At 48.6% G+C, this 23,008-nt stretch carries 16 protein-coding genes; 8 read left to right on the forward strand and 8 right to left on the reverse strand.

All coding sequences use genetic code 11. The features are described 5' to 3' along the window. Nucleotides 1-2: 2 nt before the first annotated feature. Together SYN6312_RS07665 and SYN6312_RS07670 are read right to left on the reverse strand one after the other, a co-directional pair. The gene (locus tag SYN6312_RS07665; RefSeq protein WP_015124294.1) at nt 3-1,259 is read right to left on the reverse strand and encodes a dihydroorotase; all 1,257 of its coding nucleotides are present in this window, start codon (nt 1,257-1,259) and stop codon (nt 3-5) included. Beyond that, complete coding sequence (locus tag SYN6312_RS07670; RefSeq protein WP_015124295.1) at nt 1,260-2,624, reverse strand: histidine phosphatase family protein; 1,365 nt, start codon at nt 2,622-2,624, stop codon at nt 1,260-1,262. It lies immediately after the preceding gene. A gap of 160 nt (nt 2,625-2,784) precedes the next feature. Between SYN6312_RS07670 and SYN6312_RS07675 the strand changes: the two genes are divergently transcribed. The 3 genes from SYN6312_RS07675 (at nt 2,785) to SYN6312_RS07685 (ending at nt 4,122) form a co-directional block, all read left to right on the forward strand. Beyond that, complete coding sequence (locus tag SYN6312_RS07675; RefSeq protein ID WP_015124296.1) at nt 2,785-3,081, forward strand: hypothetical protein; 297 nt, start codon at nt 2,785-2,787, stop codon at nt 3,079-3,081. Beyond that, complete coding sequence (locus SYN6312_RS07680) at nt 3,078-3,377, forward strand: hypothetical protein (protein WP_015124297.1); 300 nt, start codon at nt 3,078-3,080, stop codon at nt 3,375-3,377. Before SYN6312_RS07675 ends, SYN6312_RS07680 begins: the two co-directional genes overlap by 4 nt. 211 nt (nt 3,378-3,588) lie before the next feature. Beyond that, nucleotides 3,589-4,122, forward strand: coding sequence for a DoxX family protein (locus SYN6312_RS07685; protein WP_015124298.1), 534 nt, complete (start codon nt 3,589-3,591; stop codon nt 4,120-4,122). A 332-nt stretch (nt 4,123-4,454) separates the two neighbouring features. Here SYN6312_RS07685 and SYN6312_RS07690 read toward each other — a convergent pair whose 3' ends face one another. Both SYN6312_RS07690 and ppsA read right to left on the reverse strand, forming a co-directional pair. After that, nucleotides 4,455-5,222 carry a hypothetical protein gene (locus tag SYN6312_RS07690; protein ID WP_015124299.1) on the reverse strand — a complete coding sequence of 256 codons (768 nt, stop codon included), beginning with the start codon at nt 5,220-5,222 and terminating at the stop codon, nt 4,455-4,457. A 145-nt stretch (nt 5,223-5,367) separates the two neighbouring features. Further along, entirely contained in the window at nt 5,368-9,003 is a 3,636-nt protein-coding gene (ppsA, locus tag SYN6312_RS07695; protein ID WP_015124300.1) for a phosphoenolpyruvate synthase, read from the reverse strand. Nucleotides 9,004-9,577: 574 nt separating this feature from the next. Here ppsA and SYN6312_RS20955 point away from each other — a divergent pair. The 3 genes from SYN6312_RS20955 to smc all read left to right on the forward strand — a co-directional run bounded on the left by SYN6312_RS20955 (nt 9,578) and on the right by smc (nt 15,783). Continuing rightward, entirely contained in the window at nt 9,578-9,997 is a 420-nt protein-coding gene (locus tag SYN6312_RS20955) for a transposase (protein ID WP_051020979.1), read from the forward strand. 790 nt (nt 9,998-10,787) lie between these two features. Then, nucleotides 10,788-12,077, forward strand: coding sequence for a glucose-1-phosphate adenylyltransferase (locus tag SYN6312_RS07705; RefSeq protein ID WP_015124301.1), 1,290 nt, complete (start codon nt 10,788-10,790; stop codon nt 12,075-12,077). A 130-nt stretch (nt 12,078-12,207) separates the two neighbouring features. Continuing rightward, nucleotides 12,208-15,783 (forward strand): chromosome segregation protein SMC, encoded by a 3,576-nt coding sequence (gene smc, locus SYN6312_RS07710; protein ID WP_015124302.1) that lies wholly within the window; start codon nt 12,208-12,210, stop codon nt 15,781-15,783. A 57-nt stretch (nt 15,784-15,840) separates the two neighbouring features. Here the strand turns inward: smc and SYN6312_RS07715 are convergent, their stop codons facing one another. Next, on the reverse strand, nt 15,841-16,731 hold the full coding sequence (locus tag SYN6312_RS07715) for an Rpn family recombination-promoting nuclease/putative transposase (RefSeq protein ID WP_015124303.1): 891 nt from the start codon (nt 16,729-16,731) through the stop codon (nt 15,841-15,843). Between the two features lie 114 nt (nt 16,732-16,845). Here SYN6312_RS07715 and SYN6312_RS07720 point away from each other — a divergent pair, with 114 nt between their 5' ends. After that, nucleotides 16,846-17,718 carry a metallophosphoesterase gene (locus tag SYN6312_RS07720; protein ID WP_015124304.1) on the forward strand — a complete coding sequence of 291 codons (873 nt, stop codon included), beginning with the start codon at nt 16,846-16,848 and terminating at the stop codon, nt 17,716-17,718. 15 nt (nt 17,719-17,733) lie between these two features. Here SYN6312_RS07720 and gatA read toward each other — a convergent pair whose 3' ends face one another. Then, nucleotides 17,734-19,194, reverse strand: coding sequence for an Asp-tRNA(Asn)/Glu-tRNA(Gln) amidotransferase subunit GatA (gene gatA, locus SYN6312_RS07725; protein ID WP_015124305.1), 1,461 nt, complete (start codon nt 19,192-19,194; stop codon nt 17,734-17,736). 91 nt (nt 19,195-19,285) lie between these two features. Between gatA and SYN6312_RS19755 the strand changes: the two genes are divergently transcribed. Further along, complete coding sequence (locus SYN6312_RS19755; protein ID WP_015124306.1) at nt 19,286-19,633, forward strand: hypothetical protein; 348 nt, start codon at nt 19,286-19,288, stop codon at nt 19,631-19,633. Here SYN6312_RS19755 and SYN6312_RS07735 read toward each other — a convergent pair. After that, nucleotides 19,630-21,546, reverse strand: a complete 1,917-nt coding sequence (locus SYN6312_RS07735) for a protein phosphatase 2C domain-containing protein (RefSeq protein WP_015124307.1) — start codon at nt 21,544-21,546, stop codon at nt 19,630-19,632. The two genes, SYN6312_RS19755 and SYN6312_RS07735, sit on opposite strands and share 4 nt — an antisense overlap. A 241-nt stretch (nt 21,547-21,787) precedes the next feature. After that, nucleotides 21,788-23,002, reverse strand: coding sequence for an FHA domain-containing serine/threonine-protein kinase (locus tag SYN6312_RS07740; RefSeq protein WP_015124308.1), 1,215 nt, complete (start codon nt 23,000-23,002; stop codon nt 21,788-21,790). Between the last annotated feature and the right edge of the window lie 6 nt (nt 23,003-23,008).

The following is a 23,008-nucleotide window of genomic DNA, read 5'->3' on the forward strand; positions in this document are numbered from 1 at the left end:
GACTACAATTCCCCAACGATCCGGCCGGAAATGGTTTGCCCAAGATAGGAGGTGTTGTGAGATTGGGAACAAAGATTTTCGGGGTTAACGCTCCAGGCCTGGTTTGGATCAAATAATATCCACTCCTGACTCCCAGATCCCAAGGTGGGTGGTGATTGCTGCAAAATTTCGGCCGGTTTTTGACTCAGGGCGCGCCATAGTTCTAAGGCGGTTAACTTCTCAGTCACGACTAATTCTTGCCATAAAATCGGTAACGCCAACTCCAGGCCAATGGCTCCCGGTAACGCCTCAGCAAAGGAAATCATTTTTTCTTCATAGGTACGCGGGCGATGATCCACGGCAATGGCAGTAATTACTCCTGATTTAATCCCAGCAATCAGCGCATCTTGATCCGCGGGTGTGCCTAAAGGTGGTTCAAGTCTCAGATTGGGGTCGTAGGTGGCTAAGTCGGTTGTATTCTTGAGCAAATGTAACCAGGACACGCTGGCAGTAATGGGATTTTTCTGGGCCTGGGCTAAGAGTTCAACACTGCGACCTGTGGAAATTCGCATCAGATGGATCGGCACAGGAATTTCAGGACTGAGTTCTAAAACGCTGGCCAGGCCTGTGGTTTCAGCACTGATTGGTTGTTCCGTTAATCCCAACGCCAGAGCTTCCACACTTTCTCGCGCCACCCCCTGACCGGCTAAATCCAGATTTTGGGGCCAGAGCATGATGGGTAATTCTGTGGCCTGGAGATAATCTAAACTACGGCGCAATAATCCCAAATTTTGTAAGGGCCGACCATCACTAAAGCCAATCACCCCGGCCTGGGCAAGTTCGTAGAGTTCTGTGAGTTTTTCGCCCTTTGCCGCTTGGGTAATCGCGCCCCAAAAATGCAGTTGAACGGGTGAGTTAGTGGGTAGCTTGGCCTGGATTTGCTTGAGAACAGATGGATGATCCAACACCGGATTGGTCAGCGGTAACAGAGCCACCCGACAAAATCCCCCGGCCTGGGCTGCTTGGATGAACGACTCTAAGGTTTCCCGTTGTTCATACCCCGGCTCACCACTTTGACTGTATAAATCCACCAGGCCTGGGGCAATCAGCAAACCCTCCCCCGGCACTCTCGGAATCTCAGCCGCAACCCCACTTAATTCTCGTTCAATTGTCCGAATTTGACCCTGTTCAATCCACACATCGCCGCAAAAATCCCACTGCTGAGTTGGATCAATAATCCGTACCCCTTGCAGCACATAGGATTCAGGTAAGTCTCTCATCTACAATGCTCCGGCCGCGGTTCGATCCAATACGCCTCCCAAGTGGGTCGTAATATTCATCGCCTGTAGCCGCGGTGTTCCCCCCTCAAGCGGATAGTCAATCACACTCACCGCCCCATTCCCCTGCTTGAACTGCCAAAACTCCTCCGGCCCCAGGCCGGCCACATGACAGAGAATCACCTTATTAATCGCATCATGGGCCACGACTAACCCGACAATGGGCTGACTGTAATCCGAATTATTTTTAGCAGTTTCGATAATCTTGTCCCAGGCCTGGATCGCCCGATCCCAGACTTGTTGGAGATTTTCACCCGCGGGCATTTGGACTTGATGGGGAACCGTCCGCCAGCGTTCAATTTCACCGGGATATTCCGCTTCGACTTCTGGCTCTAACTTTCCTTCCCAGGCCCCGTGGCTAATTTCGGCCAGTTCTGGTTCTAAGCCCAATTCAATCTGGGGATGAAACTGTAAAATTGCTTCGGCCGTGGCTTTGGGACGCAAGAGCGGGCTGGTAATCGCAAATTGGAATGGAACATCTTGGAGAAATTGAGCCACTTGTTGACCTTGTTCTTGGCCCGTCGCATTGAGCGGCACATCAATTTGCCCTTGAAACCGGCCCTGACGATTCCAATCGGTTTCTCCATGCCGCACCAGCAAGAGGCGTAAGGTTTTCTCTTTAAAGCGCGGGGTCGGAAACGGATCGCCGAGATGACTGGTGATATTAAAACTTTCCAGTTGGGCGGCTTCACCCCTGGCCCCAGGGAAATTCAAGACATTAATCGCACAGTTGGCCTGTTGCAGGCGGATATAGCCTTCTAAGCCCATGCCCAAGGCAGTACAAATTAAAGCGCGGTTAATGCCACTGTGACCCACTAATAAAATCGTTTGCTCTGGGTGTTTCTCTAAGATAAATTGCCAAAAGGCCTGGGCCTTGACAAATAAATCCCGCAATGGATAAACCGTTTTAGTACCCTCGGCGGTTTCGTACTCCATCTGCAAATCTTGGGGACTGCTATGCCAATGCTGATAGGCTTCCGGGTATTTTTCCTTGACTTCCTCGAACTTCAGCGTTTCCCAGGCCGGCAAGAAAATCTCTTTGAGTAAATCAGTCTTTTCCGGGGCTTTCACGTCTAATTGATCGGAAATTTCTAATTGATCGGAAATTTCTAAGGCGGTTTCATAGGCCCGGCGCAAGGGACTGCTATAGAAGTGGTCAAATTCAATTCCGATCAAGGCCTGGCCCACCTGCTTGGCTCCAGCAATCCCGCGCTCCGTCAACGTGGACGCGTCTCCATGCCCTTGTACCCGGCCTTGGACATTAAATGTACTTTCGCCGTGCCGAACAATGATTACTTTTGTTGCCAAGCCACTAACCTCCCAAATCAGAACCCTGGAGCCACAATCCAAACCCCCGCAATTTTACCGTGATTCCTTAGACTTGGCGCAAAATCCCCATTTCACCGTAGTCTCATCTATCGTTGAAATAAGCCATATTGCATCGGACAAAATTCATCGGGGATGGCTCATGGGCAAATTTGAGGTTCTCACTCCCCTAAACTTTACAGTTCGGACTTCTGCACAGTATTGGGAAAAGCTGATTGTCAAACATCCTGACATTGCTGATTTTGAACTAGAAATTCAACAAGCACTGGCCAGACCTGATCAAATTCGATGCAGTAGTAGCGATCCCAATGTGCTGTTATTTTACCTTGTCCTCAAAGAAAGACGCTGGGTTGTTGCAGTTGCCCGCCGCTTAAATGGTGATGGATTTCTAATTACGGCTTACCAAACGGATGCAATCAAAGAAGGAGAAATTTTGTGACACGAGTAAAAATTTATTATGAACCCGAAATGGAATTACTCACTGTTTTTTGGCAACCACCCTCTAAAAATCAAATTGCCACAGAACTCGGGGATGGTGTGATTTTAATCAAGGATCAAACGACTGGGGAACCGATTGGCATAGAACTTTTATCCTACCGACCTAGTGATGATCGCTTCGGTGCTGTCAGTGTTGAGTTGCCCACGGGATGGGAGATAAGCCCCAACTCCAGCAATACCCCATCCTATCCGTCTGACTCACAAACAAAAGATGAAGATACAACTCCAAGACGGTAATAGGAGCCAGGATGAAGGTTGAATTTTTCCTTAGCTCAGCTAAGAGGACTGCTGTAAAACTGGTCAAACTCAGTCCCGATTAAGGCTTGGCCCTGGAAAATTCTGACTGGAGACCTCCCCAAGGCCTTGCCAAATTCTCAGCGAATAGATTTGTTACTTTTCTTAGGAATTGCTAGATTAAAATTATAAAACTTTAGGATTCTTAATACTTATGAATATTTCGCAACAAATTGGCCGTTGGTCAGTCGCACTCCTGCAAACCCGGTTTACCCCCAGCTACGGTTCCCAGGCCGGTTGGACTATTTTACGGATCGTGGCGGGCCTGGTGATGATTCACAATGGCCTGGATAAGCTGGCCGATATTGACAGTTTTTCAGCCGCCTATGTCGAGGTGATTGGTTTACCCTTTCCAATTTTCTTTAGCTATGTTGCCGCCTTTACAGAACTGCTTGCTGCTCCATTATTAGCCCTGGGATTTTTAGCCCGACCAGCGGCCCTGGGATTATTCAGCACAATGCTGGTGGCCATGTATCACCATGTCCTAGTGGCTGGCTTCAGTATTCCCTACCTGGAACTTTCCATGCTCTACGCGGCTGTGTTCCTTTTCTTCCTGCTCAATGGGGCCGGTTTGTTTTCTGTTGACGCGTTTTTGGCTGGGAAGTTCAGTAGCTTTATGGCCGGACAATCCCAGGATGTGCCTCAATCCGAACCTGTGGCCTTAGTCGAACAAAGCCGGACGATGTAACCCATCTGGGGTATTAAGCACAAAGCTGCTCCCATATCCCACCATAAAATCAAAACCGATCCCAGGCCTGGGGTTTTTAGCCCTTTCCCAACGTTCTGAATCGGATTCATGACCTAGGGTTAACGCAGCCAGGCCGGCTCCCGTTTCAATATTGATGAGTGGTTAGTGGGTATTCATGGAGAAATTTCAGCAGTCTTCATCATGGCCCATTCGCCAATGCCTAACTTAGGTTTGTTTGAACAACTGTGCATAATCCTCCCATTGGGGTTAGGAAGCATCAGGAATGTACGCTCTGTCTATAACTTTGACCACCCATAAACTAAATCCGGATTTTAGTGAAATAACTTAAACGGTGCTAGAGCTTTTAATAAGAGAGGCGTTAGGGACTCGGCCAGTTCAGCACTATCCGCAAACGAAAGGCGTTGACTACTGGGTAAATCCACCGGAAACTGGCCTGGCCACTGGGGGCGTTCCATCTGCGCTAGGAGAATTTGTTCTTGGTGTTTACAGTGCAAGGCATACCCCACTTCTACGGAGACTTTGGGACTGGGAATTAGAACTGGGGGTTGAGTATCTAAATAACTAATCGGGCTAACATCGGCAATAAAAACCAGACTGCGGCGGAGTTTCCCAGCCAATGTACTTTGTAACCGGATTGGGCCATCACTGAGCCGATGGGATTCAACTAAGGTTAGTTCTAAGCGTGATTTGGGGTTAAATTCCGTTAACCAGGCCTGGATTGCCCAGCGTAATTGATCGCTAGAATCACTCAATTCAGTTTGGGAACAAAAGAAAATCGTTGGCTCCAAGTGGGCGAGGGTGTCCTGTTTAACAAAGTAGATTTCATGACTAATCAGGTCAATGTTGGCAATTAAATAGCTACCACTCCCTTCAATATAAAATTCCACAGGTTCCCCTTGCAGGTAGCGTTGAAACCAGAGGGATTCCTTAACCGCCGCCGCATCATCCAGGAAATCTGCCCGCAATGCCGTCTTTAAAAGGCTATTTTTACTCAGGCGTAAATCATGGGGGCGTTGTTCAATGGTTTCTAAGGGTTCATATTCCGCTAAATACCAGGCCCGTAGAGCAATAATTGCCATCCCACCTATCCCCAAAACTTGCCCCTAGGGTAGCACTTGCCACACCAGCTGGGTTAAGTGAACTCAGAAATTTCCCCAGCCCAAGATTGCTCCTGACCGATGACCTCAAAATTCCAGGCCTGGGGCTATGGTTTACTTGGTCAATTTAGAAATTACGATTGTCAAGCTGCGCTTCTGTTTCCGCAATACTGAGCAGAGTTTTCAGGACAGAATCCGGGTTCAAGCTAATCGAGTCAATCCCTTGTTCGACTAAGAATTGAGCAAACTCAGGATAGTCACTTGGGGCCTGGCCACAGATACCAATTTTGCGCTGATGTTTCTTAGCGGTTTGAATGGCCTGGGCCACCATCCGCAGCACGGCATCATTGCGCTCATCAAAGAGGTGAGCAACTAACCCAGAATCCCGATCCAGGCCCAGCGTTAGCTGAGTCAAATCGTTAGAGCCAATGGAGAAGCCATCAAAGACTTGCGAGAACTGATCTGCCAAGACAACATTACTGGGTAACTCGCACATGACATAGACTTCCAGGCCATTTTCACCCCGGTTTAAGCCATGTTTTGCCATCTCCTCTAAAACCCGTTGCCCCTCGGCGGGTGTCCGACAGAAGGGAATCATCAGGATGACGTTGGTTAGACCCATTTCGTCCCGTACCCGTTTCATGGCCTGGCATTCGAGGGCAAAACCCGCCGCGTATAGAGGGTCATAATAGCGAGACGCACCCCGCCAGCCAATCATCGGGTTTTCCTCTTGCGGTTCAAACTGTCGCCCACCAAGCAAGTTGGCATATTCGTTGCTCTTGAAGTCGGACATCCGCACCACCACAGGTTTGGGGTAAAAGGCCGCCGCAATCGTGCCAATGCCGTGAGCTAGCTTATCCACAAAGAAGTCCGGTTTATGGGGATACTGGGCCGTCAATGCGGCAATTTCGGCTTTTACCTGGTAGTCTTCCAACTGTTCAAAATGCAATAGGGCTAAGGGATGGGCCTGGATGTGATTGGCAATAATAAACTCTAACCGGGCTAAACCCACGCCATCATTGGGAATGGCAGCCAAACCAAAGGCTTCTTCCGGATTACCGACATTCATCAAAATTTGAGTCCGGGTTCGGGGCAGATTTTTTAGGGCCACCTCATCAATTAAGAAGTTGAGGAGTCCTGCATAGACTTTGCCCATTTCCCCTTCCGCACAGGAGATCGTCACCGCTTGTCCGGTTTGTAATTTAGTCGTTGCATCCCCACAGCCGACAATGGCCGGAATTCCCATTTCCCGAGCAATGATCGCAGCATGGCAGTTACAAACCAGTACCGGAGTGTATTTCTCGGTAAAGACAACGTAATTGTGATGATCTGCGACTGTAATGTTAAACACTTCGGCCGGTTGTAAATTCTCCACTTGCACAACCCGTTGCATCCGAATATCACCTTGCCGCAGAGACTCAAATTCGTCCATCTGTTCTAGGAGTTGCTCGGAAATTAAATAGTTCTGATCCCGGCGCAATTTAACTTGGCCCATAGCTGTTTCATCAAACAGTTGACGAGCTGCAAAAAAGCGAGTTTGAATCGTGCGGGCAGTTACTTCTCCTTTGACCCGTTGGGTATAGCTGAGAATTTCCGGCAGCTTTTCAACAATCTGGACATTATAAATTTGGCGATTCTGGGTGACTTGAGGAACAGTATTAATCTTCATGCAGGCAACTATGATCGCTTGGAGAAGATTTTCCTCAGAGGCATAGATATTGATCCGATTATTGGCATAACAGCCGTCACCGTCAATCACACCGGCCAAAAACTGATAGGCCACCTCTGGAGAACTCTGGAGCAGCATCGGAACAATATTTTCTTCCAGTTCTTTTACCTGATAGGCAATGGATTTGGAATACAGACGATAAGCCGTGGCCTGGCCCGTGACTGTTTCGCCCCGAATCATGCCGGTGGATGCTTTTTTCTCATAGGGCGTGAAAGACTTCCCAAAGAGTTTCTCGGCTTTAGCTTGCATCGTGGTAATAAACGCAGCTTTTTCGGGAACATCTTTCTGGATGAATTGAACTTCCCCGTGAGTCCGAGTGGTATAGATTGAACCATCCGTAATAATGCCGCCTAGGAAGTAGGCTAAATCCGCCGCTTGCTCAGAGTGTTCGGCTAACTGGGGAATCGTCTGGGCCACCACCACCATTTCTTGATTGGCCAGCATTTCTTGGATTTCGGTCTTAACGAATTCACCATTGCGTAGGTTGATCATTTTGTGATCTGGAGTCAACCGCAAGGTATTGTGGGTCATTTTGCCAGTTTGCGAGACACTCACCCCGATCACCTGGTTTGGCCGCTTCATGGTGTCAATAATCGGCTTCCACTCGATCCCTTGGGTTTGCGGATTAAAGGAGAGTGTTAAGAGTCCATCACTGCCCCGGTCATAGACTTGGCTGAGGCTCATAAACCCTTGATTGGTTAAAATCTTGGTGTCGCCTGTAAAGCATGTCCGGCCCCCCTGATTAGTAACAATCGCGCTGGCTTTTTTCATGATTGGTTCCCAGTCTGGATCCGTGCGGTTGGTGACTAACACTTCCCCGGCCTGGAACTCATTGATCTGGCGGACATCCATAATCACCCGCGCTTGACCTTGGCCAATCATTTCCCCCACAGCCCGCCCGTGGACTAAGACTTCTCCGGTTTCTTGGAGTTTGTAGGAGCGCAAGACATTGGTGGCTTTTTGGGATTGGACGGTTTCGGGCCGGGCCTGGACAATAAAAAGTTCGCCTGTATTGCCATCCTTCGCCCATTCAATGTCCATGGGAGTATAGCTGCCCCGGAGTTGGGAATAGTGATCCTCAATCGCACAGGCCCAGTGACCGAGTTGGAGAATTTCATCATCACTCAGAGCAAATCGGGCCCGGTCTTCAGGGCAAACTGAGACATTTTTGGTTAACTTGGAGCCACCCAGGTCATAGACCATTTTGATTTCTTTACTGCCGAGGCGTTTTTCCAAGATCGGTCGATAGCCTGTTTTGAGGGTGGGTTTGAAGACCAAATATTCATCGGGGTTGACGGCCCCTTGGACGACATTTTCACCCAGGCCATAGGCTGCCGTAATCAAGGCTGCATCCTTAAAGCCCGTTTCCGTGTCAATGGAAAACATTACCCCTGAGGAAGCTAAATCGGAGCGCACCATTTTTTGCACACCCACAGACAAGGCCACATCAAGGTGATCAAAGCCTTTAATTTGCCGATAGGAAATGGCTCGATCCGTAAAAATGGAAGCAAAGCAACTGTGACAGGCCTTGAGAACTCCGGTGAGACCATGGACATTTAAGTAGGTTTCCTGTTGTCCGGCAAAGCTGGCATCGGGTAAATCTTCGGCGGTGGCACTCGATCGCACAGCAACATCTGTATCTGGCCCATAGCGTTGACACATTTCGCCATAGGCCTGGGTAATCGCGGTGTGCAGAGATGTTGGGAAAGGTGTTTCGAGAATTAAGGATCGGAGTTCTTGGCCAATTTGTCGCAGTTGGGGGACATTTTCTACATCTAAAGCGGACAAAAGGGCGCGCAGTTTCGGCTCCAGGCCTCCCTCCAGAATAAAAGTACGATAAGCATAAGCAGTAGTTGCAAAGCCATCGGGAACATTAATCCCCTGTGGGGTGAGTTGTTGGAGCATTTCCCCTAAGGAGGCATTTTTTCCACCCACTAAAGGCAAGTCTGATAAACAAAGACGGTTAAGGGGCAAGACCAAGGCCTGGGATGGATCACTGAGAAACTTTTGTGCTTGGGCAGGAGTAGCAAACATATTTCTCTCCTAGTGTCGCGATTCAATAAGGGGGCCGGAGTAAGGCTATATCTATACCTATCTTCCACTTGGCATACTGACTTAATCGAGATTTTTCTTAACTCTTTATCTTTGGATTAGCAAAACGTCATAAAATAATGGCAGTCCTGACCTAAACGGTGCTGTTTTTCTGTGAACTGGCCTGGATATTGTTGAGTAGGACGGCTGTTGTTAAGAATTTATGAATACTCTCATTCACAGAAGTGTTGAAAGTTAGCTTGAAGTGCAAAAAAAAGGGCAGAAATGAAGTATTCTCCCCTTATAGAAACAAAAAAATAGTGAGTGTATCATGGCATCATTTTCAAGCATTGTCAAATCAATTCTGAAGCAACTCAGCGATCACGATTACCCAGTTATTAACTCGTAACTGCTTTTCAAAATCTGGTTAACCTACGTCTTAGACCAAGGTATAACCAGCATGAGATCCTTATTTTATCGCTTAAATCAATCAGGAATTGAGATTGATATATCCATCTTTTCAAAAGCAAATAAAACTCGTGAAAATGGCTTATTTCGGTGATTTTATGTTCAACTGATGCAGCAAGTCAAACGGAAAAATACCACCTCTAAGCTGATGCTATTTCCCATTGATTCAACAGTCATTACCTTAACTAGTAAGCTCTTTTGGTCGCAAGGATATCATCAAGTGAAGCTGATTAATGGATTTAATCTGACTCAGAATGTTACAAGTGAATGCATGATTAACTTTGGTCAAGAAAATGATGCCAAATCTACCGAGGAAATTCTGACAATGATCCCGAAAAATGCAGCTGCTTTAATGGATAGAGGGTTTGCTGACTGGAAATTTATCGATGAATTGAGCCAATTACAACACCTATTTTTAGTGCGAATTAAAAAAAATATGAAGACAGAACTAGACCACGACCGCTATCGAATGATTCGACTTTGTGATATTAACAGTGGTGTAGAGTTTCCTTTGGTAACTAATCTTTAAGATATGAGTGATGAAGAGATTAGTGAACTGTATTGATATCGTTGAGCGATTGAAAATTTATGGAAATTTTTATAGAGCAAAGCTACACCTCCGACAGGCTAACGCCAACGTTCGCAGAAGATGCACTTATCTTTAGAACGATTAATCACGAAGAGTTTGAACGGTGTAACTACACAAATTTATATGATTCTGATTGCATATTTAATCTTAGAGTTGATAGAGCTTCCTATTTACTATGGTCGTACATTATTAGATAAATTGCGCTATTTACAACTTGAACTAAGTCGGCATTGCTCGGTTATCCACTGGAGCTTTGATTGGCAGCCGAAGCTACTTGTCTCTTGAAATGTAAAGTTTTATTGCGGCTTTCAACGTTTCTGGTAAATATCCAATCCTCTCTTATCCAAGCCAATGACATTTGTGGGTGACTTTGGAGGTAGCTCATTGGTCAGGCTCAATGAGGATCTTTATTTATTAACGCTCATAGGCTTGAGTTGGATGGAAGCCTCGACCCATAGCTAAATTAATTTATAAAATCATTGGCAGACCATATCCCTTACGGCTTAAAAGCTATGAGAACAGCTATTGAATCTGGAGCCTGAAATTACCCATACTCGAGCCAATACCCATCAAACCCATCAAGTCAACCACTTCGGGTAAGGCAGGAGCAAGATTATCCGGATGGGGTTGTGAATAGACTAGAGCGCGGGGCCTAGGCCAGCTTAAACTGGACGTGGGCTGAATTAATCAAAACCATTAGTCGGCTCGACACAAATCACGGGAGACTGCAATGAAGAGAGTCTTGGCGATTATTCTCGGTGGTGGAGCAGGCACACGCTTATATCCCCTGACAAAACGGCGGGCCAAACCAGCAGTGCCTTTAGCCGGTAAATATCGCCTCATTGATATTCCAGTCAGTAATTGCATCAATTCAGAATTGACGAGCATCTATGTCCTAACTCAGTTTAATTCCGCCTCCTTAAATCGCCACATCGCCCGCACCTACACGTTTCCCAGTCTTACGGGTGGTTTCGTTGAAGTTTTAGCGGCCCAACAAACTCCAGAAAATCCGAATTGGTTCCAAGGCACAGCCGATGCAGTCCGGCAATACCTGTGGCTCCTCTCAGATTGGGATGTGGATCAATATTTGATTCTCTCAGGGGATCATCTTTATCGGATGGATTATCGTCAGTTTGTCCAACGTCATATTGATACCAATGCCGATATTACTCTCTCAGTTTTACCTGTGGATGAGCAGGCGGCCCAAGGGTTTGGCTTAATTAAGGTCAAGGAATCTGGGCAGGTCATTGATTTTACCGAAAAACCTAAGGGGGATGTCCTAAAGTCCATGGCGGTGGATACGACCCGGTTTGGCTTAAGCCCGGATGTGGCCCAGCGCAAGCCCTATATGGCCTCCATGGGGATTTATGTCTTTAATCGGCAGGTCTTGGTTGATGTCCTCAAAGAAATGCCCGATGCTACAGACTTTGGGAAGGAAATTATTCCAGCGGCGGCCCGGCATCGGAATGTACAAACCTATCTCTTTGATGGTTACTGGGAAGATATTGGGACAATTGAATCTTTCTATGATGCTAATTTGGCCCTGACTCGTCAGCCCCAGCCCCCGTTTAGTTTTTATGACGAAAATGCCCCGATCTACACTCGGCCTCGTTATTTACCCCCCTCGAAACTCCTCTCCTGCAACATTACTGAATCCATCATCAGTGAGGGCTGCATCCTCAAAGAATGTCAAGTCCATCACTCGGTTTTAGGGGTACGCTCTCGGGTGGAGTCCGGTTGTGTGATTGACCATGCCTTGATTATGGGATCGGACTTTTATCAACCCCTATCAGAGCGAAACGTCAGCTATGACCAAAATAAAGTTCCGATTGGGATTGGGGCTAATAGTATTATCCGGCGAGCCATTGTGGATAAAAACGCCTGTATTGGCCGGAATGTCAAAATTATCAATAAGGATCGGGTTGAAGAGTCGAATCGGGAAGAAGTGGGGTTTTATATTCGCAGTGGGATCGTAGTAGTTCTTAAAAATGCGGTAATCCCTGACGATACGGTGATTTAGGGGCACTTGGGTTGAGATATTGAATTGAGCTTTTTCTCCCCTATGACAGTGGATTTTGTGGTCGCGGTCTAAGGCTGGGGATGTCAATGCTAGAGTATCCATAATCTGAGTTAAGAACCCATAGACTGCCGTGTACGTCAAGCAACTGGAACTCACTAATTTCAAATCCTTTGGGGGGACAACGGCAATCCCTTTACTGCCTGGTTTTACGGTGGTTTCAGGCCCCAATGGATCGGGGAAATCCAATTTACTCGATGCTTTATTATTTGCCCTGGGCCTGGCGGGTTCCAAGGGAATGCGGGCCGAACGATTACCGGATCTGGTCAATCACAGTCAAACCCGGCGCAATCAAAGCGTGGTCGAAACCAGAGTCGTCGTCACCTTTGCCCTAGAACCCCACGAAATTCCCCAGGCCACGCTCTCCACGGAAGATAGTCCCGCACCACCCACCGAATCATCCGCACACCCGCAAACCTTGGAATGGCAGGTTACCCGAAAATTGCGCGTCACGAAACAGGGGACTTATACCTCGACTTATTTACTCAATGACCAGGCCTGTACCCTGAATGAACTCCACAATCAACTCCAACAACTGCGAATTTACCCCCAGGGCTATAACGTCGTGCTGCAAGGGGATGTCACCGGCATTATTTCGATGAATAGTAAGCAACGGCGGGAAATTATTGATGAGTTGGCGGGAGTGGCGGATTTTGACCGGAAAATTAACCAGGCCAAGGAAAAGCTCGACACGGTAAAAGAACGGGAAGAACGGTTTCGGATTGTCGAGCAAGAGTTAATTCAACAACGAGATCGGCTGCAACGGGATCGGGTTCAGGCGGAAAAATATAAAGTCTTACGGCAAGAGTTAGAAACCAAACAGGAATGGAGTCGAGTCTTGGCCTGGGCAACGGTACAGCGGCAAATCAAACAACTGCAAACCCAAATTAAGGAGGGCGAAAAATCCCAGACCCAGCTACAAACCCAACTGGAGCAATTAACAACTCAAATTAACACCGATACAAAGACCCTAGAAACCCTGAATCGGCAAGTCAAAGCTCTCGGGGAAGATGAACTGATTAAACTCCAAACCCAACTGGCTCAAAAACAAGCGGAACAACGGCAATTAGAACGGCAACAAACGGAACTCAAACAAACTCAACTGCACCAGGCCGAGGAACTGCGGAACTTACAAATTACCTTGGCAACAGAACAAACTCAACTCGAAACTCTCAAAAAACAGCAACAACAGTTAGAAACTGAACAAATTCAACCCCAACACCAGGCCTGTCAAATTGCCCTGCAAGAACTCGAAGCCAGTCGCAACCAAGCCAAAACCCTGAATGCTGCCGCCCAGGCCTGGATGCAAGAACATACCCAAATCCGCCAGGAAATCAACCAACTTGCAACCCAATTAGAACCTCAACGCCTCGAACAATCCCGGCTCCAAGAACGCCAAAGCCAACTGGAACGGCAAATTTCCGAGCAAACCCAGGCCCTAGCAGAAATTGAATCTGAACTGGCGATTGTGGAAGATGAAATGGCCACCGCCGACACTCTTCTAGCCCCGGAACAGGCCGAAATTCAACGCCTGGCCCAACAGATTGCCCAACTCCAAGAACAACTGCACCTGAATCAACAAACCCGCGACCGTCTGCACCGGGAACAACGGGACAAACAACGGCAACTGGACAAACTAGAAGCCCAACAACTGGCGATCCAAGAAACCCAAGGGACTCAGGCCACGCGCTTAATTCTGCAAGCTCAACTGCCTGGAGTAATTGGGACTGTGGCACAACTGGGGCGGGTCGAAACGGCCTATCAACTGGCCTTAGAAATTGCAGCGGGTGGGCGCTTAGGGCAAATTGTCGTGGAGGATGATTCTGTGGCGGCGGCGGGGATTGAAATTCTCAAACGGGAACGGGGCGGTCGGGCGACATTTTTACCCCTGACTAAAATGCAATCCCCCCGGAATTTACCCAATTTAAACCTGCCAGGCCTGGTGGATTATGCCCTGAATTTAATTGAGTTTGAACGCCGCCTCTTGCCAATTTTTGCCTATGTGTTTGGTCAGACCTTGGTGTTTGAAGATTTAGCCACTGCCCGCAGATATATTGGTCAACATCGAATCGTCACCTTGGATGGAGAACTGTTAGAAACCAGTGGGGCCATGTCGGGGGGAAGCAGATCGCAACAATCGAGTTTGCATTTTGGCAAAAGTGAAGCCCAAGAATCCAATGAGGTGCGGGAATTACGGCATCGTCTAGCGGAAATTGATCGTCTTTTGGGACGGATTGAAACCGACATTAGTAGTCAACAGGTAAAACTACAAAAAAAAATCCAAGACCTGACAGAAAAACGAGAACAACTGCGGGATTTAGATCAACAACAAAATCAACTGAAAACCTCTGCCCAGGCCCTGACCCGGCAACAGCAACAAATTCAAACCCAACTCAGTCAAAATCAATCAGAACTCAGCGTAACTTTAGCAAAATTCCACCAACTCACCACCGATTTACCCCAACAAGAAACCCGTTTAAGCCAACTCCGCGAAACCTTAGCCAAACTGGAAGAATCCCAAACCCATAATGAATGGCAAACCCTGCAAGACCAAGTCCAACAAAAAGAACAGGCCTGGCAAACTCAAGATGCAACCTTACGGGGCCTGGAGCGCCAAAAGCAGGATTTAATTTATCACTATCAACGCCAAGAAACCCAAATTCAGCAACATCAAACCCGGATTGCCACGCTCCAACAGCAACAAACCCAGGCCCTGCAACAAGCGACTCAATCTGAAACTGAAATCAGTCAAGTTTTGGCTCAAGTGAATGAGTTAGAAAAACAGATCCGGGGCCTGGAAACCCAAATGGGCGAAATTAAACAACAACGAGACCAACAGGAATATCAACTCCGCCAGGCCCAGACGCAGCAACAATCCCTTCAATGGCAACTGCAAAACTTGACGGAAACCCAGGCCCAAAAACAGACTGAACTCAAATCTTTAACCGAGCAAACCCCACCAGAACTGCCCCCCGAACTCCCCGAAATTCCCGCCGATCTGACTCTGCCCCAACTGCAAGAGCAAATTTTAAATCTAGAAAAACGCCTACGAGCGATGGAGCCGGTCAATATGCGGGCGATTGAAGAATACGAGCATACCCAAACCCGCCTCGATGAACTTAGTCAAAAACTTGGGGTTTTAGATTCGGAACGCACGGAAGTATTATTGCGAATTGAGAACTTTACCACCCTCCGCCACCAGGCCTTTCAAGAAGCATTTGATGCCGTTAATATCAACTTCCAGGCCATTTTTGCTACCCTCTCTGATGGGGATGGTTACTTACAACTGGAAAATGCCCAGGATCCCTTTGCTGGAGGCCTAAATCTTGTCGCGCATCCCAAAGGCAAACCCGTCCAACGGCTGGCATCTATGTCTGGGGGAGAAAAATCCTTAACCGCCCTGAGTTTTATCTTTGCCCTGCAACGGTATCGCCCCTCGCCCTTCTATGCCTTTGATGAAGTGGATATGTTTTTGGATGGAGCCAATGTCGAACGCCTTTCCAGAATGATTCAGCAGCAAGCCCAACAGGCCCAGTTTATTGTTGTTAGTTTGCGTCGCCCGATGATTGAAGCTTCTCAACGCACCATCGGAGTCACCCAGGCCAGGGGTCAACATACCCAAGTCATCGGGATTAAACTACAGGATTAGTTGCTTCAGGTCTGATCCAAAACTCAAGCGGTTAGAGTCAATAATCACCCTCCAGATTCAGTGACGCTGCAACCAGGCCCCAATATCATCCATTTTTTGAAATTCAAAAATTGCTAGGGCTAATTCCTCTAAATCATCCAAGGATAAGGATTTAATCTCAGCCTCCAGGCCTGGGGGAAGTGCGCCAAACCGTTGAGATAATAGCCGCAAAACTAAAAGTTGTTCTCCTTCTTGCCGCCCCCGCTGCTGGCCAATCAGTTCCCCTTCTTCTCGTCCTTGCTCTAGAGCTTCAGCCGTGATCTCCTGATAAAAGCGGCTGTTTTTGAGTTCACTGGTTGTAAATCCGAGCATCTCTTCCACCTCCTGCCGAGTCAGATGGGTAAATTTATACGCAATGATGGTTGTCGCTAGGTCTATTATGGCTTGTTGTGTTTCCGGTGGCTCTGCTTTCGCTTGTCTGACAATACTTTGAGCTAATTCTTTTGCCTCTGTGGACTGAATCACCGTGAGTTGAATTAGTTGAACAGGGAGAGAAGTGGTTTCACTTGATTCAAGTTCATCTAAATAAATTCGATGGATTTGAGGGCTATTGAGGAGAAGTGCGTAGAGGGTGCAGTTTGTTTGCTCCGTTTGACGATTGGGATAAATGACAACAGCTTGCCAATTAGCCAAGGTTTGACGAAAACGGTAAAGGTAAATAAAAATTTCACTAAAAAATCGTTCGTAAAATTGTTCGTCTTTTTGAAACTGCACCTCACAAAAGTAAACAACTCTTGGATTCCCTGACTCTGGTGGCAGAAAGACCCCATCCAGTTGAAAAGCCGTTTCTTTGACGGTGATGGATTCAAAATGATAATCCGAGGCCTGGGGGGGAGCCGTGGGCAGCAAGTCAAAGAGGCTAGAGGGAAATTGTTGAAAGAGTTGATAAAAGATGGAGTCGCGTCTCATAAAGTCATTTTAGGAGTTGGACTAAATAACCGCACCCATATCACCCAGGCCAGAGGCCAACATACCCAAGTCATCGGGATTAAACTGCAAGGTTAGACCTGTACCGAGATATTCATGCAATTAAAACGTCGCGATTTTTTAGCCTTTGGAGTCGGATTAGCCTTGGGGCCGACCTGGGCCTGGATGCAAAAACAAAGAGCCGTAGTCGCCAATAGTCCTCAAGTTCCCCTGTTGCGGTTTGTCGCTGTGGCCGATACGGGGACGGGGGCCGAGGGGCAATATGCTGTGGCCAATGCGATGCAGGCCTGGTACAAACGTCATCCCTTTTCTTTGGTTGCTCTAGCCGGAGATAACATTTACAACGATGGGGAAATTGAAAAAATTGGCGCGGTCTTTGAAAAACCCTATCAAGGTCTGTTGGAGTCCGGGGTCAAGTTCTACGCCTGTCTAGGAAATCACGACATTCGCACCCACAATGGCGAAGACCAAATTCACTATCCTGGCTTTAATATGAGCGGGCGTTACTATACCTTCACCCAAGGCCCCGTCCAGTTTTTTGCCTTAGATACCAATGGCGGAAATCACTGGGATGCCCAATTGGCCTGGCTAAAAGAGCAACTCAGCAAGAGCACCGCGGCCTGGAAAGTGGTCTTCGGTCATCATCCCATCTACTCCTCAGGCATTTATGGCACCAATCCAGCCATGGTTGAGCAATTCACACCTCTTTTTGAAAAATATCGAGTCCAGCTTTATATCAACGGCCATGAGCATAACTATGAACGGAGTAACCCGATTAAAGGCACAACCTATCTAACTGTGGGGGCCGGGGCCGGAATTCGTCCCGTGGATCGATCTGGGTGGACAGCATATAGTGCCAGCCGCCTCAGTTTTGCCAGCCTAGATGTGTGGGCCAATCAACTCATCATTCGTACCGTTGGCACAGACGGGCAAGTATTTGATCAAGGTGTGATTGAGCGGGTCAGTTAGGTCTGTCCTGAAACATTAAAGAGTGGGCTGTTGTTTGTGCCAATCAGTGGCTTGCTCATAGGCAGAGGCGACTTGAAAAATCTGATCTTCTCGTAAAACATTGCCAATTAACTGCAAACCAATGGGGCGACCTTTTTGATCAAACCCACAGGGTAAGCTTAATCCTGGCAATCCGGCTAAGTTAACAGGAATGGTCATTAAGTCAGATAAGTACATACTCAGGGGATCGGCAGTTTTCTCCCCGGCCTGGAAGGCAGTTGTCGGCGCAGTCGGTGAAATGAGCACATCAACCGCCGCAAAGGCATTGGCAAAATCTTCTTTAATGAGGGTGCGGACTTTTTGAGCTTTCAAATAATAGGCATCATAGTAGCCAGCCGAGAGGGCATAGGTGCCAATCATAATCCGCCGTTTGACTTCACTGCCAAAACCTTCCGCCCGCGTCTTGGTGTACATCTCCAATAAACTTTCTGCATCAGCCCGGTAGCCAAAATTCACCCCATCATAGCGGGCTAAATTGGCCGAGGCTTCTGATGGGGCAATGATGTAATAGGTTGGTAAGCCATAGGCAAAACGTGGGCAGGAAATTTCTTGAACTGTGGCCCCCAGGCCCTCCAAAACGTTTACTGCTGCTGCAATCGCTGTCGAAACTTCCGGCTGCAATCCGGCCCCCATTGTTTCCGAAATTAGCCCAATTCGTTTGCCTTTCAGGGGTTTCTTCTTGTTACCGTGATCCACAAACTGACCATAATCAGGCACCTCGACCCGCAAACTGGTGGCATCCTGGGCATCATAACCGGCAATCGCAGTCAACAGAATAGCAGCATCTGCCACGGTTAGAGCCAAGGGGCCAATTTGATCCAAGGAGGAGGCATAGGCCACTAATCCAAAGCGAGACACCCGCCCATAGGTTGGTTTTAGGCCGACAATCCCACAAAAAGAGGCTGGTTGACGAATGGAACCCCCGGTATCGGAACCCAAGGCCGCCACACATTCCTGAGCCGCCACGGCCGCTGCCGATCCCCCCGATGATCCCCCCGGTACACAGGCCAGATCCCAGGGATTTGCCGTGACTTGAAAGGCCGAATTTTCCGTAGAACTGCCCATGGCAAACTCATCCAGGTTGGTTTTTCCGAGCAGGATCGCTCCGGCCTGGTTTAATTTCTGGGTCACAGTTGATTCGTAGGGAGGGATAAAATTAGCCAGAATCTTAGAGGCACAGGTTGTTCTCACCCCTTGGGTACAGAGATTATCTTTAATACCCAAAGGAATACCGGCCAACAGACTAATGTCTTCTCCCGCGGCAATTTTCGTGTCTATCGCTTTAGCTTGGGCGAGGGCCTGGTCAGCCGTAATGGTCAAGTAACTGTGGATTTTGGGTTCAAGTTCGCTGATCCGGTTGAGGTAATCTTGGGTAATTTCAGTGGCGGAGCGTTCTTTCTGGATAAGTTGGCGATGTAGCTCCCGAATCACTGACATGAATTCATTCCTAACTCTCAGCTTCCCTAGTATAGCCAGGCCAGGTTCACCCGCTCACCCCCAGCCACCTCAAGCTACTGGTCAACGATGAGTGCAATCCCCCTGTTCTCCGAGCGAGTCTCACCTTCTAGCCCAAAGCTCCACGATTCAAGTTCAAAGCTCCACGATTCAAGTTCAAAGCTCCACGATTCAAGTTCAAAGCTCCACGATTCAAGTTCAAAGCTCCACGATTCAAGTTCAAAGCTCCACGATTCAAGTTCAAAGCTCCACGATTCAAGTTCAAAGCTCCACGATTCAAGTTCAAAGCTCCACCATTCGAGTTCAAAGCTCCATCATTCAAGTTCAAAGCTCCATCATTCAAGTTCAAAGCTCTATCATTCAGGCCCAAAGGCAGCCCAGGGCAGCAGAAGAAAATACCTTGGCCTTAGGGATGGGTTAATAGCCGGAATTGGTGGTCGGGGGGGATGAGGGGTCAGACTGATGAGGAGAAAATAGCCAGTAGCCTTGGTACCAGGCCCAGCCTCCCACCGCCAGCATCGTAATCACCAATACCATCACGGCCACCCTCAACCAAGATAGGCGGAGATTTTCTGGGGCCGGGGGCAGGGAATCTGGAAGAATTTGTTCTGGTTCAAAGTTCTCCTCTAACAGCAAGACATCACTGCCTAACTCTTCTGGTGAGGGATAGAAAATCTGCACATAGTTGGGTTCTGGTGGGGTGTGTTCAGGGGGTTGCACTCGGAAACGGATTAGGGCAACGGTGACATTATCGTGGCCATTGCGGCTATTGGCTAGCTCGACTAAAGCTTGACAGGCCTGGCGTAAATCGGTTGGGCTGTTGGCATCTGTTAAAAGGGGCAATAATAACGTTGGCCAATACTGCTCAACCCGGTCTAAATCGCTCAGGCCATCGGAGCAAAGCAACAATAGGCTATCTTCATCCACAATCAGGGGGCTAATGGTCGGCCGTAAGTGGGCGGAGGGAGCTACCCCCAAGGCCTGGATTAAAGAGCCTGCATAGGGGTGATTCAGGGCGACTCGATAGGGACTCAAACCTAAGCGCACTTCGCGAGAGGCAACATCGTCATCCAGGGTGACTTGATAGCAGCCATAGCGAGTAATCCAATAGGCCCGACTATCCCCCACATGGGCTAAATACAGTTGCGCTTGCTGGGCCAGGGCCGCGACAAGGGTTGTTCCCATCCGTTGCCGGTCTTGGCGTTCTTCAGCATCATTTTGGACGGCAATTAAATCATTGGCACGGTGAATCACAGTCTCTAGGGTGGTCTGGATATCGCCACCGCTGATGAGAGTATGCCTCAATTCTGGGAGGGCTGCGGTGAAAGCTTGAATTCCCAGGCCCGAAGCCACATCACCCCCCGCATGGCCACCGACACCATCACAAACCAGAGTGAGAACTTCGGACTCAGCCACCAAAAATGTCTCCGATGGCGGGTAACAATTATCTTCATTGCGCTTGCGGCGGGGGCCTTTGTCCGTTTGGGTGGCTAAATCAAAGGTAAAGGTATAATCCTCAGCCACTTCTGTGATCCAGGCCTGGATCTGCGTTTGGAAATAGGTCGAGGCCAGGTCAGCCGCTTGGGGTAAATTTTCCCGCAGAGTTGTCCATCTTGCTTGGGTCGCCACCGCCTGAACGGGAAACCACTCCGACCAGGCCTGGAGGAGTTGCCCGAGTTCTGGGGCTGTTTCTGAACTTGGATTTAACGTTAACTGGACAAGCCGCAGAATGGCCCCTTCAACCCGTAAATACTCCGGCTCAAATAAAGTAGCACTGACTCCGGCCTGGGTTAAGACTGGCCACAATTGCCCCAGCTGCCAGAGCCAATTTAACTGCCGGAATAATCCTGCTTTTGTCCAGGCCTGGCGGAGGGGGACAGCACTAGTGAGTCCGGTCAGGGTTTGGGGCAGTTGCAAAATGGGCAGGTCAGCCGTAATGTCCACTTTTCCCCAGGGGCCGAGTTCCAGGAGTAACACCGGTTCCGGCTGCGTTAATAGCCCAAACACTTGAGGGATATGCAGTCGCCAAGCAAACAGTTTCAGATAGGGTTCGATCAGAGCCAGGTGACTGTCTGTATAGGGGGGCGGGTCTCCAGGTTGGGTATCGAGGACTAAATCCGGCCCGCGCACTAGAAATCGCCCTGCCAAATAACTACCCGGTTCTAAGGGGGCACGATCGTCTGGCCAAATCACCCGTAAATATCGCTTTGGCAGGGGAGTCTGACAAGCATGGCAATGGGCAAAGGCCTCCAGATTTTCCCGATTACAGGTCGGGCAATACAGTGTGGCCAGGGATAATGGCCCAGAGACTCCTTGGCTTTGCGGCTGACTCACCCCACCTGCGCTCCTATCCAACTGACATCCCTGCTCTCACCTTTTTGAACAAACCCAGGCCCGCGCTAAGGTGGATGATTGACCAGCCAGCCGGGGAGTCTTGGGGTTAATTTCTTTCCCACAATCTTATCCTATCCAAACCTCGGCCCCGCTCCCTGGTTTAACCAATATTATCTTTGTCCATCTCTCCCAATGCGAATGTGAGCAGCATCCAGGGCCGAGAACTTCATCTGGGCCTGGATTAAGCGTTCTCCTGGCAACCTTTCAAGGCCCGCGCCAATTCAATCGCACTTTGATAGCGGTTACTCACTTGGGGTTCGGTGGCCCGTTGGATCACGAGCTTTAGATTTTCGGGCACTGAGGGTTGATCCAAAATATTCAGGCGATAAACTCCCATCTCATGGCGATAAAACCGAATGGGACTGTCCCCCAGTAGCAAAAAGGCCAGAGTTGCCCCAACCGCATATAAATCCGACTGAACAACTGGATGCCCCAGCATTTGTTCGGGAGCCGAATACCCCTCCACCGCAATTCGTGTCCCTGGGGAATGACCAACTTCCTTAACTGCCCCAAAGTCAATCAACACCACTTGATTATCACTGGAGCGCACGAGTAAATTACTGGGTTTGAGATCCCGGTGAATCACCTGGGGATCTTGGTTGTGGAGATAATCTAGAACGCCACAGGTTTGTAACATCCATTGAATGGCCTGGGCGGGTTCTACGGGGCCATTGCGAATCACCCAACGGTCTAAATCCAGGCCATGAATGAGTTCCATGACTAAATATTTTTTACCATCCTCAATGAAATAATCATGAAACTTAGGAATTCCGGCATGACAAAGTCCCTGGAGGATACGAGCTTCCCGTTCAAAAAGCTCCTGAACTTTGTCTTCTGCCTCAACATCCGAGCGCAATTCTTTGAGAACCCAAACCTGCGGCAGTTGATTGGGGCGATAGTCCGTTTCTTGGCAGACCAGATAAGTGGTTCCCATTCCCCCATGGCCCAAGAGGCGAAGAACCTGATAATTGCGGATCGTCCGCTGGACATTTAGGGGCTGCCCGCAGTGGATACAAAAAAGATTTCCTGGCATATTCCCGATGTGCTGACAGGTGGCCAAGGTAGAAGGAGCATTGCGGCGACTGAGGACTTCAAATTGCAGGATCGGGCCAGTTGGGCCAAGTTGTAGGAGGCTACCATTGCCCAGGGGGCCATCACTGACTAATTTGCCGTCTAGAAATGTCCCAGTGGGGCCGACATTTTTGACATACCACCGCCCCAAGTTTTCTGGATCCGTATAGCAAGCCACCTCCGCATGGTAACGGGCAATCAAAATATCATTCAAAATAATGTCATTATCAGCCGCTCGGCCGATGCGGATAGTTGGTTTAGCGGGAAATCGCCAACGTTTGACAGGGGTGCGCTTCCAGGGATCAAGCAAACTCAGTGTAACCACAGTTTT

The sequence above is a fragment of the Synechococcus sp. PCC 6312 genome (assembly GCF_000316685.1).
In the GTDB taxonomy this organism is placed as follows: Bacteria; Cyanobacteriota; Cyanobacteriia; order Thermosynechococcales; family Thermosynechococcaceae; genus Pseudocalidococcus.